The organism is Shigella dysenteriae (assembly GCF_022354085.1).
GTDB classification, from domain to species: domain Bacteria; phylum Pseudomonadota; class Gammaproteobacteria; order Enterobacterales; family Enterobacteriaceae; genus Escherichia; species Escherichia coli.
The window spans coordinates 3,480,831-3,499,541 of sequence record NZ_CP055055.1 but is presented as its reverse complement, the minus strand read 5'-3'; the positions used below and the strand labels follow the sequence as shown (position 1 = coordinate 3,499,541).

The following is an 18,711-nucleotide window of genomic DNA, read 5'->3' as shown; positions in this document are numbered from 1 at the left end:
AAGGCTTCCTTCGGGAAGCCTTTCTACGTTATCGCGCCATCAAATCTGTCGTAACTGCGTCTCAACATACAAATAGCCAATCCCCAGCACCTGTTGTGCGCGGCTTAATTGCCCGAAGCCAATTTGCGTCGCTTTCACGCTCGGTCCTTCGTCGCGGTCGAACGGGTTAAATCCTGTCTGGCGAATAATGGTATTAAGCCAGTGCTCACCAAAGGCACAACTGCGACCGTACAACCAAATCTGATTAATATTGAGGATGTTGAGGAAGTTATACAGACTCAAACCAATGGCATTGGCACTGCGGTCAACCCAGCTGGTGATCCACGGTTCTCCACTCTGCCAGGCAGCGATTAACTGCGCGGTTGTCAGTTTTTCAGGATCAAGTTGAGTATTAACCGGTTGTGATTTTAGCCATACCCGCGCCTGTTTTTTTAATGCACTTAACGAGGCGACGGTTTCCAGGCAGCCGTAACGTCCACAGTCGCAGACGACGCCATCCGTATTAACGATGGTGTGACCAATCTGTCCGCTACCATACAAACTGCCGCGATAAATTTGCTCGTTAATCACGAACGACGAGCCAATGCCGTAATCAACGTTGATCACGCAGAAATCCCGTTCCTGCGAATTATTTTGCCATTTTTCCGCCAGCGCCAGCATCACGCAGTCATTATCGACCATCACCCGAATGCCGAGCTTCTCTTCCAGCAGATACTTCACCTCAACCGGCGTTGTCCACGGCGCTTGCGGCATGGTTTGCGACACTCCTGTCACTGGATCAACCTGACCGTGGATTGCCAGCGCCAGATTGATGGTGCGGTCCGGCCACAATTTACGGTGGCGATGCCAGCATTTTTCGATTTCGGACAGCAGCGCCTGCGGCGTCGGTGCATCAATCTGTAAATACTCAAATTCACCTTTCGGACTTAAACAAGCATTAGCAACCTGACACTCAATACTGGTGGGCGTCACGTTCAGGCACAGCGTCCAGTCACCTTCCGGCGCAATCAGCCATGTACCGCTACTATGCCCGCGCGTCTGGCTTTCATCGTCGATATTCACCACCCGTTTTTCGCTTTCCAGTTCCTGCAAAATATTACTGACTGCCGGAATCGAAATTTGCGCCAGCCGGGCCAGCGTTGATTTATTGGCGCGCTTTTGCCGGTACAGCAGTTCCAGAATCACGCATTTGTTATGGTGGCGAATCTGTTGATTATTAATGCAGGCTCTCATCTTCACTAAACCTTGTTTAGTTAATTGCGTGATTATTCCGCGAAAACATTGCCAGATTGTTCAATACACTGCCACAAATCTTTTAATTCAGTATGTCTTGTTAATATTGAGGGCACCATGACTCCAGTAAAAGTGTGGCAAGAGCGCGTTGAGATCCCGACCTATGAAACCGGGCCGCAGGATATACATCCCATGTTCCTCGAAAATCGCGTTTATCAGGGATCGTCCGGCGCGGTTTATCCCTACGGCGTGACCGATACGCTGAGCGAGCAGAAAACCCTGAAATCCTGGCAGGCGGTGTGGCTGGAAAACGACTACATCAAAGTGATGATCCTGCCGGAATTGGGCGGTCGGGTGCATCGCGCATGGGATAAAGTGAAACAGCGCGATTTTGTCTATCACAATGAAGTCATTAAACCTGCGCTGGTGGGGCTGCTGGGACCGTGGATCTCCGGCGGGATTGAGTTTAACTGGCCGCAACACCATCGCCCGACCACCTTTATGCCCGTTGATTTCACCCTCGAAGCCCATGAAGACGGCGCACAGACGGTGTGGGTAGGCGAAACGGAGCCGATGCATGGTTTACAGGTGATGACAGGTTTCACCCTGCGCCCTGACCGGGCGGCGCTGGAAATCGCCAGCCGCGTCTATAACGGCAACGCCACGCCGCGTCATTTCTTGTGGTGGGCCAACCCGGCAGTGAAAGGGGGGGAAGGGCATCAGAGCGTCTTCCCGCCGGATGTAACGGCGGTGTTTGATCACGGCAAACGGGCCGTCTCCGCTTTCCCTATCGCCACCGGCACTTACTACAAAGTGGACTACTCCGCTGGAGTGGACATTTCTCGCTATAAAAATGTGCCTGTTCCAACCTCATATATGGCCGAAAAATCGCAGTACGATTTTGTCGGCGCGTGGTGTCACGATGAAGATGGCGGTTTGCTGCACGTTGCCAACCACCATATTGCGCCAGGTAAAAAACAGTGGAGTTGGGGACACAGTGAATTTGGCCAGGCGTGGGATAAGAGTCTGACCGACAATAACGGCCCGTATATCGAACTGATGACCGGTATTTTTGCCGATAACCAGCCTGATTTTACCTGGCTTGATGCTTACGAAGAGAAGCGTTTTGAGCAGTATTTCCTGCCTTACCATTCTCTGGGCATGGTGCAAAACGCCTCCCGCGATGCGGTAATCAAACTCCAGCGTAGTGAGCGGGGGATTGAGTGGGGGCTGTATGCCATCTCTCCGTTGAACGGATACCGCCTGGCGATCCGCGAAATCGGCAAATGCGACGCGTTGCTCGATGATGCCGTGGCCCTGACACCAGCGACCGCCATCCAGGGCGTGTTGCACGGTATCAATCCTGAAAGGCTGACCATTGAGCTCTCCGATGCCGACGGCAATATTGTACTGAGTTATCAGGAACATCAGCCGCAAGAGTTGCCGTTGCCGGACGTCGCCAAAGCGCCACTGGCAGCACAAGACATTACCAGTACAGATGAAGCCTGGTTTATCGGTCAGCATCTGGAGCAATATCATCACGCCAGCCGTTCACCGTTCGATTACTACCTGCGCGGCGTGGCGCTGGATCCGCTGGATTACCGCTGTAATCTGGCGCTGGCGATGCTGGAGTATAACCGCGCAGATTTCCCGCAAGCGGTGGCGTATGCCACTCAGGCTCTGAAACGCGCACATGCGCTGAACAAAAATCCGCAGTGCGGACAGGCGAGTTTGATTCGCGCCAGTGCTTACGAACGTCAGGGACAATATCAACAAGCCGAAGAGGATTTCTGGCGTGCGGTCTGGAGCGGCAACAGTAAAGCCGGAGGCTATTATGGTCTGGCACGACTGGCGGCGCGTAATGGTAACTTCGACGCGGGTCTGGATTTTTGCCAACAAAGTCTTCGCGCCTGCCCAACCAATCAGGAAGTGCTTTGCCTGCATAATCTGCTGCTGGTGTTAAGTGGTCGTCAGGACAACGCGCGTTTGCAGCGCGAGAAACTGCTGCGCGATTATCCGCTGAACGCCACTCTGTGGTGGCTGAACTGGTTCGATGGTCGTAGCGAATCAGCTCTCGCGCAGTGGCGCGGTCTGTGTCAGGGACGCGACGTTAACGCCCTGATGACCGCCGGGCAACTGATTAACTGGGGAATGCCCACCCTGGCGGCAGAGATGCTGAACGCACTGGACTGCCAGCGCACGCTGCCGCTTTACCTGCAAGCCAGCTTGCTGCCGAAAGCCGAACGTGGCGAACTGGTCGCAAAAGCCATTGATGTCTTCCCGCAGTTTGTCCGTTTCCCGAATACGCTGGAAGAAGTGGCGGCGCTGGAGAGTATTGAAGAGTGCTGGTTTGCTCGCCATTTACTGGCCTGCTTCTACTACAACAAACGTAGCTACAACAAAGCCATTGCCTTATGGCAACGTTGCGAAGAGATGTCGCCGGAGTTTGCCGACGGCTGGCGCGGGTTAGCGATCCATGCGTGGAATAAGCAACACGATTATGAGCTGGCCGCGCGTTATCTTGATAATGCTTATCAGCTTGCGCCGCAGGATGCACGTCTGCTTTTCGAACGGGATTTGCTTGATAAGTTAAGTGGAGCCACACCGGAGAAACGACTGGCGCGTCTGGAAAATAATCTGGAAATTGCGCTGAAACGCGACGACATGACCGCAGAACTGCTCAATTTGTGGCATCTCACGGGGCAGGCAGACAAAGCGGCGGACATTCTCGCCACGCGCAAATTCCACCCGTGGGAAGGCGGGGAAGGGAAGGTCACCAGTCAGTTTATCCTCAACCAGTTATTACGCGCCTGGCAGCATCTTGATGCCAGACAGCCGCAGCAGGCCAGCGAACTGCTTCATGCCGCGCTGCATTATCCGGAGAATTTAAGCGAAGGCCGTTTACCGGGGCAAACTGATAACGACATCTGGTTCTGGCAGGCGATATGCGCCAACGCGCAGGGCGATGAAACTGAAGCGACGCGTTGTTTACGTCTGGCGGCGACTGGCGATCGCACCATTAACATTCACAGTTATTACAACGATCAGCCGGTTGATTATCTCTTCTGGCAAGGAATGGCGCTGCGACTGCTGGGCGAACAACAAATCGCACAGCAACTGTTTAGTGAAATGAAACAGTGGGCGCAAGAGATGGCGAAAACCAGTATCGAAGCGGATTTCTTTGCCGTCTCGCAACCTGACTTGTTGTCGCTGTATGGCGATTTACAACAGCAGCATAAAGAAAAATGCCTGATGGTGGCGATGCTGGCGTCCGCGGGACTCGGGGAGGTTGCGCAATATGAGTCTGCTCGCGCTGAATTGACGGCGATTAATCCGGCCTGGCCGAAAGCGGCATTATTCACCACTGTGATGCCTTTTATTTTTAACTACGTTCACTAAACCCTATTAACTGTAATATTTGAGCGGCACGCGCTGCCGCTCATCACAAAATAATTAGAATAAGCCGTTGTTAATAAAAACCCTACAGGAGGCTCTACGCCTAAAAAAATGAGAACAACCCGTAATCTATTATTAATGGCTACGCTATTAGGTAGCGCTTTATTTGCCAGGGCTGCGGATAAAGAAATGACCATTGGCGCAATATACCTTGATACTCAGGGATATTACGCTGGAGTGCGTCAGGGCGTTCAGGATGCGGCAAAAGATTCTTCAGTACAGGTACAGTTAATTGAAACTAACGCCCAGGGTGATATTTCGAAAGAAAGTACCTTTGTTGATACCCTCGTGGCGCGTAATGTCGATGCTATTATTTTATCGGCAGTGTCTGAAAATGGCAGTAGCCGTACCGTTCGTCGCGCCAGTGAAGCGGGTATTCCGGTGATTTGCTACAACACCTGTATTAATCAAAAGGGTGTCGATAAATATGTCTCGGCATATCTGGTGGGTGACCCGCTGGAATTTGGTAAAAAACTGGGTAACGCTGCCGCCGATTATTTTATTGCCAACAAAATTGACCAGCCGAAAATTGCCGTCATCAATTGCGAAGCCTTTGAAGTTTGTGTGCAACGACGTAAAGGGTTTGAAGAAGTATTAAAAGCCCGCGTTCCCGGCGCGCAAATTGTCGCTAATCAGGAAGGGACTGTTTTAGATAAAGCGATTTCCGTTGGTGAAAAACTAATTATCTCCACGCCGGATCTCAACGCCATTATGGGAGAATCGGGCGGTGCGACACTCGGCGCGGTAAAAGCGGTACGTAATCAAAATCAGGCAGGAAAAATTGCCGTTTTCGGTTCGGATATGACCACTGAAATTGCTCAGGAGCTGGAAAACAACCAGGTGCTGAAAGCGGTAGTGGATATTTCCGGTAAGAAAATGGGCAATGCTGTTTTCGCGCAAACATTGAAGGTTATCAATAAACAAGCCGACGGTGAAAAAGTGATTCAGGTGCCTATCGATCTCTATACCAAAACGGAAGACGGTAAACAGTGGCTGGCAACGCACGTTGATGGTCTGCCCTAATCGCTGATTCGCAGAGGTCCCTATGTTCACGGCAACAGAGGCAGTCCCGGTAGCAAAAGTGGTGGCAGGAAATAAGCGTTATCCCGGCGTCGTTGCGTTGGATAACGTTAACTTCACGCTCAATAAAGGCGAAGTTCGTGCACTGCTAGGTAAAAACGGCGCGGGCAAATCGACCCTCATTCGAATGCTTACCGGCAGTGAACGTCCGGATAGCGGTGAAATCTGGATTGGCGAGACGCGACTGGAAGGTGACGAAGCTACGCTGACTCGCCGTGCCGCTGAACTGGGGGTACGCGCGGTTTATCAGGAGTTAAGTCTGGTGGAAGGGCTGACGGTGGCGGAAAACCTCTGCCTCGGTCAGTGGCCCCGCCGCAACGGCATGATTGATTACCTGCAAATGGCGCAGGATGCCCAACGTTGCTTACAGGCGCTGGGCGTTGACGTTAGTCCTGAACAACTTGTTTCAACACTAAGCCCGGCGCATAAGCAGCTGGTGGAAATTGCGCGGGTGATGAAGGGCGAGCCGCGCGTGGTCATTCTTGATGAACCTACCAGTTCGCTTGCGAGTGCGGAAGTTGAACTGGTGATCAGCGCGGTGAAAAAGATGTCGGCACTGGGCGTGGCGGTGATTTATGTCAGCCACCGGATGGAAGAAATTCGCCGCATTGCTTCCTGTGCCACCGTTATGCGCGACGGGCAGGTGGCTGGCGATGTGATGCTCGAAAACACTTCCACGCATCATATTGTGTCGCTAATGCTAGGGCGCGATCACGTTGATATTGCGCCGGTTGCACCTCAGGAAATTGTGGATCAGGCCGTGCTGGAAGTCCGTGCGTTACGCCATAAGCCCAAGCTGGAGGATATCAGTTTTACGCTACGTCGTGGCGAAGTGCTCGGCATTGCTGGTCTGCTGGGGGCAGGGCGCAGTGAATTGCTGAAGGCGATTGTTGGGCTGGAGACGTATGAACAGGGCGAAATTGTTATCAACGGCGAGAAAATCACGCGCCCCGATTACGGCGACATGCTGAAACGCGGCATTGGCTATACGCCAGAAAACCGCAAAGAAGCGGGGATCATTCCCTGGTTGGGCGTTGACGAAAATACAGTGCTGACCAATCGGCAAAAAATCAGCGCCAACGGTGTGCTGCAATGGTCCACCATCCGCCGCCTGACCGAAGAGGTGATGCAGCGGATGACGGTCAAGGCCGCCAGTAGTGAAACGCCCATCGGTACGCTTTCTGGCGGCAATCAGCAAAAAGTGGTGATCGGTCGTTGGGTCTATGCCGCCAGCCAGATTTTGTTGCTCGACGAGCCAACGCGCGGCGTCGATATCGAAGCCAAACAGCAGATTTACCGTATTGTCCGTGAGCTGGCTGCCGAAGGAAAAAGCGTGGTGTTTATCTCCAGTGAAGTGGAGGAGTTGCCGCTGGTGTGTGACCGCATCCTGTTATTACAGCACGGCACGTTCTCGCAGGAGTTTCACGCTCCGGTCAATGTGGATGAGCTGATGTCCGCCATTCTGTCTGTGCACTGATGAATTTTACCGAGGAACCTGAAGATGTCTGCTTCGTCATTACCATTGCCGCAGGGCAAGAGCGTCTCGCTCAAACAATTTGTCAGTCGCCATATTAATGAGATCGGTTTGCTGGTGGTGATTGCCATTCTTTATCTGGTCTTCTCCCTGAACGCGCCTGGCTTTATCTCATTGAATAACCAGATGAATGTGCTGCGCGATGCCGCCACCATTGGGATCGCTGCCTGGGCGATGACGCTGATTATTATCTCCGGTGAAATTGATGTCAGCGTTGGGCCGATGGTGGCTTTTGTCTCGGTGTGCCTGGCATTTTTGCTGCAATTTGAAGTTCCGTTGGCGATTGCTTGTCTGCTGGTGTTGCTGTTAGGCGCGCTGATGGGAACGCTCGCCGGGGTGCTGCGTGGCGTGTTTAACGTGCCAAGTTTCGTGGCCACTCTGGGGCTGTGGAGCGCCCTGCGCGGAATGGGGCTGTTTATGACCAACGCACTGCCAGTGCCGATTGACGAAAACGAGGTGCTGGACTGGCTGGGCGGACAATTTCTCGGTGTGCCGGTATCCGCGCTGATCATGATGGTGCTGTTTGCGCTGTTTGTGTTCATTAGCCGAAAAACCGCCTTCGGGCGCTCGGTTTTTGCCGTTGGCGGTAATGCCACGGCGGCGCAGTTGTGCGGTATTAACGTTCGTCGGGTACGCATTCTTATCTTTACCCTTTCGGGATTATTAGCGGCGGTGACCGGCATTTTGTTGGCGGCGCGCCTCGGTTCCGGTAACGCAGGTGCGGCAAACGGTCTGGAGTTTGACGTCATCGCCGCGGTCGTGGTCGGCGGTACGGCACTTTCCGGCGGACGCGGTTCTCTGTTCGGTACGTTGCTTGGTGTGCTGGTGATTACGTTAATCGGTAACGGTCTGGTATTGCTTGGGATTAACTCCTTTTTCCAGCAGGTGGTACGCGGCGTCATCATCGTGGTGGCAGTCCTGGCGAATATCTTGCTGACCCAGCGAAGCAGTAAAGCGAAACGCTAAACCTTAACGCCCCTGGCGCGGGTGCGGCAGGGATGAAAATTAATCGTATTGTTAATGAGGGATTTATGAAAACGATGCTGGCAGCTTATTTACCAGGAAATTCGACCGTCGATCTGCGGGAAGTTGCGGTGCCGACGCCGGGGATTAACCAGGTACTGATCAAAATGAAATCCTCCGGGATTTGCGGAAGCGATGTCCACTATATCTACCATCAACACCGCGCCACGGCGGCGGCGCCCGATAAACCGTTATACCAGGGCTTTATCAACGGTCATGAGCCGTGCGGGCAAATTGTGGCGATGGGGCAAGGCTGTCGCCATTTTAAAGAGGGTGATCGCGTGCTGGTGTATCACATTTCTGGCTGTGGTTTTTGCCCGAACTGCCGCCGCGGCTTTCCTATCTCTTGTACTGGCAAAGGAAAAGCGGCTTACGGCTGGCAGCGTGACGGCGGTCATGCCGAATATCTGCTGGCGGAAGAAAAAGATCTGATCCTCCTGCCGGATGCGCTGAGCTACGAAGATGGTGCGTTTATCAGTTGCGGCGTTGGCACGGCCTATGAAGGGATTTTGCGCGGCGAAGTTTCCGGCAGCGATAACGTGCTGGTGGTCGGTCTGGGGCCGGTCGGCATGATGGCGATGATGCTGGCGAAAGGTCGCGGTGCAAAACGGATCATCGGCGTTGATATGCTGCCGGAACGTCTGGCGATGGCAATACAGTTAGGGGTGATGGATCACGGCTATTTAGCGACCACCGAAGGTCTGCCGCAGATAATTGCTGAACTTACCCACGGTGGCGCGGATGTTGCGCTCGATTGTTCCGGTAATGCCGCAGGTCGCTTGCTGGCACTGCAATCCACTGCTGACTGGGGGCGGGTGGTTTACATTGGTGAAACCGGAAAAGTGGAATTCGAGGTCAGCGCCGATCTGATGCACCATCAACGGCGGATTATTGGCTCCTGGGTGACCAGTCTGTTCCATATGGAAAAATGCGCCCACGATTTGACTGACTGGAAGCTGTGGCCGCGTAACGCCATTACCCATCGCTTCTCGCTGGAACAGGCAGGTGATGCCTATGCGCTGATGGCGAGCGGCAAATGCGGGAAAGTTGTGATTAACTTCCCGGATTAAGAAGTTAGCGGATGACCATCTATACCTTATCCCACGGGGCGCTAAAGCTGGGCGTTTCTGACCAGGGCGGCGTAATCGAAGGCTTCTGGCGCGATACGACGCCGCTCTTACGTCCTGGTAAAAAAAGCGGTGTGGCAACCGATGCCTCTTGTTTTCCGCTGGTGCCATTTGCAAACCGGGTGAGCGGCAACCGTTTTGTCTGGCAGGGGCGTGAGTATCAACTGCAACCGAATGTTGAGTGGGATGCGCACTATCTACACGGCGATGGCTGGCTGGGCGAGTGGCAATGTGTCTCGCACAGCGATGATAGTTTGTGTCTGGTGTATGAACATCGCAGCGGTGTCTATCACTATCGGGTAAGTCAGGCGTTTCATTTAACGGCGGATACGCTGACGGTGACGCTCTCTGTCACCAATCAAGGGGCAGAGACGCTGCCATTTGGTACCGGCTGGCATCCTTATTTTCCGTTGTCGCCGCAAACGCGGATTCAGGCACAGGCGAGCGGTTACTGGCTGGAGCGGGAGCAGTGGCTGGCGGGTGAGTTTTGCGAGCAGCTACCGCAAGAACTGGATTTTAACCAGCTAGCGCCGTTGCCGCGCCAGTGGGTGAACAATGGTTTTGCCGGATGGAATGGTCAGGCCCGCATCGAGCAGCCGCAGGAGGGTTATGCCATCATCATAGAAACGACGCCACCTGCACCGTGTTATTTCATCTTTGTTTCCGACCCGGCGTTTGATAAAGGATATGCGTTTGATTTCTTCTGTCTGGAGCCGATGAGCCATGCACCGGATGACCATCATCGCCCGGAAGGGGGTGACCTCATTGCGCTTGCGCCGGGGGAATCAACAACCTCAGAGATGTCGTTGCGGGTAGAGTGGCTGTAATTTATAAAATGCCGGATAAGGCGTTCACGCCGCATCCGGCATCTTTCCTAACGGCGATCGAGAGAAATTGCCCCCGGCCCGGTAATTGCCAATAGCAAGAACGCGCCAGCGATACTGACATTCTTCCAGAAATTAATCATATTTGGCCCGACGGCATCGCCGGTCATATCCCAGTAATGGTGACCAATCACCGCCGTACCCAGCGTGTAGAAAATAAACAGTACCGCCAGCGGACGGGTGAAAAAGCCAAGCACGATTAATATCGCGGCGGGCACTTCCATAACTACCGCAATAATCGCTGCCAGCATCGGCATCGGTGCGCCCAGCGAGGCCATATATTGGACCGTACCGTCAAAGCCCATCATTTTGGGAAAACCAAAAATAATGAAAATTAGGACCACGGCGATACGGGCAATTAATAACAAAACGGGGCGGGCAGCACCAAAATCAAAATAACGTAGTGAGTTCATAACCAATCCCTTTGCAAGATAATGTGATTTAAACGTAATACACACTCTGGTACCTCGCCACGCCCCAGGCGTTGAGATATTCGCTAATTATCCTGGTTACAGTGATTTAAGCGCGATGTTCTCATCTGTCAGCTGTTTCGCATCAAACGTTTTGCCGCTCTGGATCCATTTGCGGATTGAGCGAATCTCACGTCCCTGATTCAGCGTTACCGCACCGATAAGCACGCCGTTTTGCAGATTAAACCAAATCGCTTTCTGGGTTTCCGGGTTGCCACGACAAAGCCAGTCATCGCCACGCATATCGCCAATAAACTGTAAGTTATCACTGTACTGATCACTCCAGAACCACGGCGGCGGCAGTAGCGGAAGCGGTAGCCCTAACATTGCGGCAGCGGCAATTTGCGCATGGTTATTGGCGTTTTCCCAGCTTTCGCAGCGGTGTAGTGCACCATTATCAAGACGAGTGATTGCCACATCGCCACCGGCAAAGATCGCGGGATCGCAGGTGCGGCAAGCCTCATCAATGACAATGCCATTGGTAGTATCAAGGTTGGCCTCGCGAGCCAGTTGGTCGTTGGCGCTGATACCAATACCGTAAATCACCACATCGGCCTGAAGCGTCTCGCCACTTTGCAGCGTCAGTTCTACTTTTTCACCATCGACCACATGTTCAATGGCATTATTGAGCAGAATGCGCACACCAGCCTGCTGATGGCGCTGTAAAAGATAGCGTTGCACGGGCGGTGGTGCATTACGGCCCATGACGGTTGCCGCCAGTTCAATCACTGTCACCTTACATCTGCGCTGCGTGGCGCTGGCAGCCAGTTCCAGACCAATAGTTCCGGCACCGACAATCACGACTGACCGTTCGGGCTGCAGAACTTCTCGCAGTCTGGCGGCATCACCGGCATGGCGCAGGGTAAAGCAGCGTTCTCCCAGTGCATCAAGCAACGGCAGCGGTCGAGCTGCCGCGCCGGTTGCTATAAAAAGCTGATCCCAGTGCCAGCTTTCGCCGTTGGCTAACACTAACTCTCGTGTGTCGCGGCCCAATGTTTTGATGGTTACACCGGAATGCAGATGAACCTTGTTTTCCTGCCACCAGTGAGCGGGTAACACAGACTGCAACTGTGGGGAATCTTCCAGCAACATGGATTTCGAGAGCGGGGGGCGTTCATAAGGAAGATGTTGCTCATCGGAAAACAGATGCAGCTCACCGGTGAACCCTTGCTGGCGTAGCGAGGCCGCAGCCATTGCCGCCGCTTGCCCGCCACCGACAATAATGATCGTTTTTTCTTTCATCGTACTTCCTTAAAGATCCAACCCAGCCGCTACGTGGCGAATGCCGCGAATTGCTAAACCCGCATCAGCGTTGATCATCACACCGCTTAATGCGCGATTATTGCGCCGCGATGCCAACATCACATACGGACCCGTAAAATCAGCCGGTTGCGGGAAAAATTGCAGCGGTAAAATGGCGGCAATTTTCTCCGGCGTCAGAGACTGCATTATTGAGGTTTCACTTTGCCCGAGCGCCTGTGGGCCGCGCAGGTCGCTGGCCATACCACAAGGGCCGACGCCATTCACCCGTACTTTCGGAGCCAGTTCATAAGCCAGTTGGCGAATAAGCCCGGTTGCGGCATGTTTACTGGCGGTGTACAGCGGGCCACCGCCGCCGGGATACCAGGCGGCATTTGATAGTGTGAAAATCATGCTGCCTTCACCGGCGATTAACGCCGGAGCGCAGGCTTTTGCACCCAGCAGGTAACCGAGTACGTTGACGTTAAACAGCTCGTGGAAGCCGGTTTCGAGCGTCTCTGCGGGAGTATTAACCAGTGAGGCATTGTGATCCCAGATGCCCGCATTGCCGATAAAACAATCCAGCTTGCCGGAACGAGTCAGGATCTGATCGACCGCGCGTTGATAATCGGCATAACAGGTCACGTTGCCTTCCACCGCCAGAATATGTTCACCAAATCGCTGACGCAGACTGGCGACTTTCGCCGCCGACAGTTCCAGCGTGGCAACCTGCGCGCCTTCTTCGATAAATCGCTCGACCAGCGCCAGCCCTAATCCCGATCCGCCGCCGGTAATAAAGATGGACTCGTTATGTAGATCGCTCATGGCTGCGCCTCCGGTAAGTCGATGAAAATGTCACCACCTTCAACGTGTACTGGATAAGTGGTGAGCGGATCGGTAGCGGGCAGGCATAACGCTTTCCCCGTTTTCAGGCAAAAACTGGCGGCGTGTAGCGGGCACTGCACCGTGGCGTCATCTTCCAGATACCCTTCTGACATCGACGCATTACCATGGCTGCAACGATCGTTAATGGCATAAAACTCGCCGCCAACGTTGAACAAGGCGATGACGGGCGAGGTATCGATCCGGAGAGCCTCACCCTCCGGCACATCCGCAACGGGACACGCATAAATTCGATTCATCAGAACAGTACACTCAGGTTATGGGAAGTGATTACCGCTTGATCCAGGACGATATCCCGTTCCAGCAAGCGCCAGTTGTCATCTTCCAGACGGCGAACTTTGTCAAAACGAGTCCCGACATAGAACGTTTCATCGCGCTCTTTTTGTGCCCGATAAAGCAGATAATTCACCCGAACAGCAAATACGTTTGGGATGTCGGTTTCGCTTATCTGGCAGTTGCTGATTAAGTGGCGGGTGCGTGACGGCGGCTCTTCTGCCCATGCCATGCCCGTTTCCAGACGGGCGATTCGCCGCTCCAGCTGGTCTTTGGTGTCATTAAAAATCCAGGTTGTCGGTGGCTGGACGCCTTTGCGGCGGTCGCGTGTTTGCGCGTTAACTGTGGTGCGCATGGTGTAACGAATCTCTTCGTCGAGCTGCGCCAGCCAGTCACGAAATTTCCAGTCGTCCAGTAAGCTGGCTTCGTGAAAGAGAAACTGGCTAATGCGGTGATGTAACTCCAGTGAAACTTGCGCACTCATTTCATCACCTCCTGCTGGTAAGCGGCGGTTTTATCGAGCACTTCCTGCCAGCTTTCGCTACTCAGAAGATCGGCCCAGCGTTGGTACATTCCACGAGCGGCAGTTTCTGAAAAGATATAGTTAGTAATGCCAGGAATGCCGTCGTCGCGGCGCTTTTCCTGACCAAGCCCCATTTCCAGACACAGTTTGCTGTTGCGGGCGCGGTGGCCTTTAAGCAATTTCTGGATTTCACACCAGTTCTCCGAGTCATCCTGCTCGAGAAAACCAGCAGGACCAAAAGCACGAGTGGCGCTGTTTTCAAAAGCGGCTTTAACTTCATCGGAGGCGGCTTTGTCAGTAATACAGAACGCCCACACTTCAACTTGATCAGGGCCGCGCGGATGCCAGACGCGGAGTGTGGCAGTGCCGTTTAGCCATGAAAGCGTGGGGAATATATTGTTATGACCCGCCAGGCGCAGGGCGCGAACTTCACCTAAACGTTGTTCTGCTTCGGTATAGGTTTCGCGGTAATAGCTTGAAACTGCGCCATCGACCCAGACATTAGCATCCGGTTTTTCAGTAAAGAAGAAACCGCTACCGTGACCGTCCTGACCAAATTGCAGCGCATCTTTGGCGGTTTCCCACACCGGGCGGGCGGTTTGTCCATCACCGAGGCGCTTATCGCTGCCATCATCTTTCGCCCCTAATACCTGAACGGCAGAAGCATGGCTGAACAGAGCATGATACTGGTCACTGGCGAACTGCTCTGCCGGGAATTTCCAGTTGCAGTTGATCACCCACTTTTGTACGCCGCCGACAATTTCGGTGCCGCCTTCGCGACGATCCAGCATGCCATCCAGATACCAGGCAATGTCACCCAGGTAATCACGCAGGCCCGGTGCGCTGGTATCCCAGTTGCCAAAAATCAGCCCTTTATAACTCTCCACACAAGGAACTTCGTTTAGCCCCCAGTGGGATTTACACAACCCTTGTGGGTAGGCGCGAGGTTCCAGCGGTACATCGATCAACTCGCCGTTAATGCCATAAGACCAGCCGTGATACGGGCAGGTAAAGGCGCGAGTGTTGCCGCAATCTGCATAACTCACACGCATGGCCCGGTGGCGGCATTGGTTGAGAAACGCCTTGATGCTGCCGTCTTTCTGGCGCACCACGACAACTGCATCTTCTCCCATGTAGGTGTTAAAGAAATCACCGGGTTTTGGGATCTGGCTTTCGTGGGCGAGAAATAACCAGCAACGACCGAAAATACGCTCAAGCTCCAGTTGGTAAATGTCCGGGTCGGTATAAATACGCGGAGTGACGCGACCGTTTTGGGTGTCAATCAGTTGGTAAATGTTCAAATCTGAGGGTGTGGTCATATTTTTTAATCCTGAAAGATAAGATGTATTGACCTTCTATTTTTGTGCCATAAGGATGTTGCTGGTTGGTTGCTAATATGTGAAATAGTTAATTTCTACCAGCTGAGACGTTTTTTCGATAACAAGGGGAAGGTGATGGAACTACGGCATTTACGCTATTTCGTCGCAGTGGCGCAGGCACTGAACTTTACCCGTGCGGCGGAAAAACTGCATACCTCACAGCCTTCGTTAAGCAGCCAGATCCGCGATCTTGAAAACTGTGTCGGTGTTCCGTTACTGGTGAGGGATAAGCGCAAAGTCGCGTTGACGGCGGCGGGAGAATGTTTTCTCCAGGACGCGCTGGCAATCCTCGAACAAGCGGAAAATGCCAAATTACGGGCGCGGAAAATTGTTCAGGAAGACAGACAATTAACCATTGGCTTTGTGCCATCGGCGGAAGTGAATTTACTGCCAAAAGTATTACCGATGTTTCGTCTCAGACAGCCAGACACCTTGATTGAGCTGGTGAGTTTAATCACCACGCAACAGGAGGAAAAAATTCGCCGTGGTGAACTCGACGTCGGCTTAATGCGCCATCCTGTTTATAGCCCGGAGATTGATTATCTGGAGCTTTTTGACGAACCATTAGTGGTGGTGTTACCGGTTGATCACCCTTTAGCACATGAAAAAGAGATCACCGCCGCGCAACTGGATGGCGTGAATTTCGTCAGTACCGATCCGGCGTATTCCGGTTCGCTTGCGCCGATCGTTAAAGCGTGGTTTGCACAAGAAAACAGCCAGCCAAATATCGTCCAGGTGGCAACGAATATTCTGGTGACCATGAATCTGGTGGGCATGGGGCTGGGCGTCACTTTGATACCCGGTTATATGAATAATTTTAATACCGGGCAGGTTGTTTTTCGTCCCATTGCCGGAAATGTGCCTTCCATTGCTTTACTGATGGCGTGGAAGAAAGGGGAGATGAAGCCGGCATTACGCGATTTCATCGCCATTGTGCAGGAACGTTTGGCAAGCGTAACGGCATAATTACGCATTATCTTTGCAACATGCGTCACGGATCGCAGTTTTTGAGTGCTTGTGAACTGGCGTTACGGACATCGGGAAGCAGGCTCGAATATTCTTATTTTTCAACTTGCACCAACATTCGATTAACTCCAGACTAACGCCTCCTGACGGGAGGGACTCATGGTTTTGCAATCCACGCGCTGGTTGGCGCTCGGCTATTTCACATACTTTTTTAGTTACGGCATTTTTCTACCTTTCTGGAGCGTCTGGCTTAAAGGGATTGGTTTAACGCCAGAAACCATCGGCCTGTTATTGGGGGCAGGTCTGGTTGCCCGTTTTCTCGGGAGTTTGCTCATCGCGCCCCGCGTCAGCGATCCTTCTCGCCTGATTTCCGCCTTGCGCGTGCTGGCACTGCTGACACTTCTCTTTGCTGTCGCCTTCTGGGCGGGGGCGCACGTAGCGTGGCTGATGCTGGTGATGATTGGCTTTAACCTCTTTTTCTCACCGCTGGTACCGTTGACCGATGCACTGGCGAATACGTGGCAAAAGCAGTTCCCGCTTGATTACGGCAAAGTGCGACTGTGGGGCTCGGTGGCGTTTGTCATTGGCTCGGCGCTGACGGGCAAACTGGTCACTATGTTTGATTATCGGGTGATCCTCGTGCTGTTGACGTTGGGCGTGGCATCCATGCTGCTCGGCTTTCTCATCCGTCCGACGATTCAGCCACAAGGGGCAAGCCGCCAACAGGAGAGCACCGGTTGGTCAGCGTGGTTGGCGCTGGTTCGCCAGAACTGGCGCTTTCTGGCCTGCGTTTGTTTATTGCAGGGGGCGCATGCGGCCTATTACGGTTTTAGCGCCATTTACTGGCAGGCAGCTGGCTACTCGGCCTCGGCGGTGGGGTATTTGTGGTCGCTGGGCGTGGTGGCGGAAGTCATTATCTTTGCACTGAGTAATAAACTTTTCCGCCGTTGTAGTGCACGCGATATGCTGTTGATCTCGGCGATTTGCGGCGTAGTGCGCTGGGGCATTATGGGAGCAACTACGGCGTTGCCGTGGTTGATAGTGGTGCAAATTCTGCATTGCGGCACCTTCACGGTCTGCCACCTGGCCGCCATGCGCTATATTGCCGCTCGCCAGGGTAGCGAAGTCATCCGTTTACAGGCGGTTTACTCTGCCGTCGCGATGGGCGGCAGTATCGCTATCATGACCGTTTTCGCCGGTTTCCTGTATCAATATCTGGGCCACGGCGTGTTCTGGGTGATGGCGCTGGTGGCGCTTCCGGCAATGTTTTTGCGCCCGAAAGTTGTTCCCTCATGCTGATTCGAGCATTTTGCGGATCTGCTCCTGTTGATGTGTTGTCAGTGTCAGGTCCGTATAGATCAGCGGTGGTGAAAAGAGCGGTAACGGCATGGTATAAGGAGCAATAATCAGTGCCGCGCCACGCGGAGCGCCTGTCTGCAAAAATGCCTTTACCGACATATGTTTAATGTTGAGCGGCAGTAACGTTAGTTCGCGTAACTGCTGCTCAATCTGCGCTTCTCGCTCGCTATCATTCCCGGTCAGTAGAATAATCTGTTTTTCATGCAGATCGTTTTCCTGCATTAGCCAGGCACCGAAAATCACCGCGACCAGACCACTTTCCTCATCAGAAAGATGGACGCCGTATTCACTTTCAAATCCGGCCAGCGCCGCGCGGGTGGTGCGTACCAGGCGTGGATACAGTCTGGCGAACTCTTCCGGCAGGGTATTATCAATACCGATGGCAAACAAACTGCGATTTAACGCCTGGGCGAGGTGGGTATAAAGCTGATCACATAACCCCTGTTCATCATAAAAACAAACATTTCCCAGCTCACGAAAATGGTTTACCAGACGTTTGATAGACTGACGCAATTGTCTGTCCCGCTGATGCGCATCCCGCAATGGATCGGGAACCCGCAACATGGAAAAAAGTAGTGCCATAAACAGTGGCTCATCAGGTGGTACAGGCTGGAGCGCCCGACGCTGCCAGTGGCGTCCAATTTCCTGCGCTACCTGAAATTCAAGGCAGGATTCCGCCCAGCGACGTTGGAGCGGATTAAACTGAGGCGTAATTCCAGCGTGGTGCTGCAGCAAACAATATTGCAGATACAGACACAGGAAATGAATATCGCGCGATTCAAAGCGTTTTTGCAGCCGTCGGGAGCAGAGATTCACTAACGCTTGTAGATTGGTATCGTCGTAAAAGTTACGCGCAATTCCGCGCCGCTTCAGTTCACTCTTCAGGGCGGGGGTGAATTGGCTGGTAATAAATGACGGACACAGACGGAAACCACGTCGTAGCCAGTGAAATAAACACAAACGTTGGTTAAGCACTGTACCTTCAACCCGGTAGCTACCGTCATAACCAGTCGTCAGTGTGAGTTGATGATAGCGCAGGATCTCCCGTCCTGTTTCGCTGATATCAAGACTGGCAATATCATCATCCACACCATTAAGCTCGCTGAAGGTTGCCATGGTGGCGGTCAACCCCGGCTGAAAGAGCGTCAGCAAGATCTGGCAGCGGCGCTGGGGAGCCGAAAGGACAGATGGTGGAGCAAGCGTAGGCATCATCTGTAGATCTCCCATAAGCATAATTGATAAGAATAGCTAAAGTTTGCTCA

General features: G+C 53.2%; 16 protein-coding genes. 8 read left to right on the top strand and 8 right to left on the bottom strand.

The window, feature by feature from the left end; translation table 11 throughout:
- Positions 1-39 precede the first annotated feature (39 nt).
- Complete coding sequence (locus HUZ68_RS16715; protein ID WP_097470056.1) at positions 40-1,233, bottom strand: ROK family protein; 1,194 nt, start codon at positions 1,231-1,233, stop codon at positions 40-42.
- 117 nt (positions 1,234-1,350) lie between these two features.
- On the opposite strand from HUZ68_RS16715, the gene HUZ68_RS16710 reads away from it, so the two are divergent.
- From HUZ68_RS16710 to HUZ68_RS16685, 6 genes are all read left to right on the top strand, one after another.
- Entirely contained in the window at positions 1,351-4,632 is a 3,282-nt protein-coding gene (locus HUZ68_RS16710; RefSeq protein WP_097470057.1) for a DUF5107 domain-containing protein, read from the top strand.
- 108 nt (positions 4,633-4,740) lie between these two features.
- Positions 4,741-5,712: a substrate-binding domain-containing protein gene (locus HUZ68_RS16705; protein WP_074152928.1), complete on the top strand. Its 972-nt coding sequence runs from the start codon at positions 4,741-4,743 to the stop codon at positions 5,710-5,712.
- Between the two features lie 22 nt (positions 5,713-5,734).
- A complete protein-coding gene (locus HUZ68_RS16700; protein ID WP_033815561.1) occupies positions 5,735-7,246 on the top strand; it encodes a sugar ABC transporter ATP-binding protein in 1,512 nt (503 codons plus the stop codon).
- Between the two features lie 24 nt (positions 7,247-7,270).
- A complete protein-coding gene (locus HUZ68_RS16695) occupies positions 7,271-8,269 on the top strand; it encodes an ABC transporter permease (protein WP_001276664.1) in 999 nt (332 codons plus the stop codon).
- 32 nt (positions 8,270-8,301) lie between these two features.
- The gene (locus HUZ68_RS16690) at positions 8,302-9,396 is read left to right on the top strand and encodes a zinc-dependent alcohol dehydrogenase family protein (RefSeq protein WP_162722147.1); all 1,095 of its coding nucleotides are present in this window, start codon (positions 8,302-8,304) and stop codon (positions 9,394-9,396) included.
- An 11-nt stretch (positions 9,397-9,407) separates the two neighbouring features.
- Complete coding sequence (locus HUZ68_RS16685; protein WP_033815560.1) at positions 9,408-10,280, top strand: aldose 1-epimerase; 873 nt, start codon at positions 9,408-9,410, stop codon at positions 10,278-10,280.
- Between the two features lie 47 nt (positions 10,281-10,327).
- Here HUZ68_RS16685 and HUZ68_RS16680 read toward each other — a convergent pair whose 3' ends face one another.
- From HUZ68_RS16680 to hcaE, 6 genes are all read right to left on the bottom strand, one after another.
- Positions 10,328-10,750, bottom strand: coding sequence for a DoxX family protein (locus tag HUZ68_RS16680; RefSeq protein WP_001087250.1), 423 nt, complete (start codon positions 10,748-10,750; stop codon positions 10,328-10,330).
- Between the two features lie 96 nt (positions 10,751-10,846).
- Positions 10,847-12,049 (bottom strand): phenylpropionate dioxygenase ferredoxin reductase subunit, encoded by a 1,203-nt coding sequence (gene hcaD, locus HUZ68_RS16675; RefSeq protein ID WP_021577809.1) that lies wholly within the window; start codon positions 12,047-12,049, stop codon positions 10,847-10,849.
- A gap of 9 nt (positions 12,050-12,058) precedes the next feature.
- Entirely contained in the window at positions 12,059-12,871 is an 813-nt protein-coding gene (gene hcaB, locus HUZ68_RS16670) for a 3-phenylpropionate-dihydrodiol/cinnamic acid-dihydrodiol dehydrogenase (RefSeq protein WP_001281372.1), read from the bottom strand.
- Positions 12,868-13,188, bottom strand: coding sequence for a bifunctional 3-phenylpropionate/cinnamic acid dioxygenase ferredoxin subunit (locus tag HUZ68_RS16665; RefSeq protein ID WP_033815559.1), 321 nt, complete (start codon positions 13,186-13,188; stop codon positions 12,868-12,870). The genes hcaB and HUZ68_RS16665 overlap by 4 nt, the downstream gene beginning before the upstream one ends.
- Positions 13,188-13,706, bottom strand: coding sequence for a 3-phenylpropionate/cinnamic acid dioxygenase subunit beta (gene hcaF / locus HUZ68_RS16660; protein ID WP_001276072.1), 519 nt, complete (start codon positions 13,704-13,706; stop codon positions 13,188-13,190). The genes HUZ68_RS16665 and hcaF overlap by 1 nt, the downstream gene beginning before the upstream one ends.
- A complete protein-coding gene (gene hcaE / locus HUZ68_RS16655) occupies positions 13,703-15,064 on the bottom strand; it encodes a 3-phenylpropionate/cinnamic acid dioxygenase subunit alpha (RefSeq protein WP_033815558.1) in 1,362 nt (453 codons plus the stop codon). Before hcaE ends, hcaF begins: the two co-directional genes overlap by 4 nt.
- 135 nt (positions 15,065-15,199) lie before the next feature.
- Here hcaE and hcaR point away from each other — a divergent pair, with 135 nt between their 5' ends.
- Both hcaR and HUZ68_RS16645 read left to right on the top strand, forming a co-directional pair.
- Positions 15,200-16,090, top strand: a complete 891-nt coding sequence (gene hcaR / locus HUZ68_RS16650) for a DNA-binding transcriptional regulator HcaR (RefSeq protein ID WP_000423257.1) — start codon at positions 15,200-15,202, stop codon at positions 16,088-16,090.
- A 159-nt stretch (positions 16,091-16,249) separates the two neighbouring features.
- Positions 16,250-17,389 carry a 3-phenylpropionate MFS transporter gene (locus HUZ68_RS16645; protein WP_000244203.1) on the top strand — a complete coding sequence of 380 codons (1,140 nt, stop codon included), beginning with the start codon at positions 16,250-16,252 and terminating at the stop codon, positions 17,387-17,389.
- Here the strand turns inward: HUZ68_RS16645 and csiE are convergent.
- Positions 17,381-18,661, bottom strand: coding sequence for a stationary phase inducible protein CsiE (gene csiE / locus HUZ68_RS16640; RefSeq protein WP_000982987.1), 1,281 nt, complete (start codon positions 18,659-18,661; stop codon positions 17,381-17,383). The two genes, HUZ68_RS16645 and csiE, sit on opposite strands and share 9 nt — an antisense overlap.
- Between the last annotated feature and the right edge of the window lie 50 nt (positions 18,662-18,711).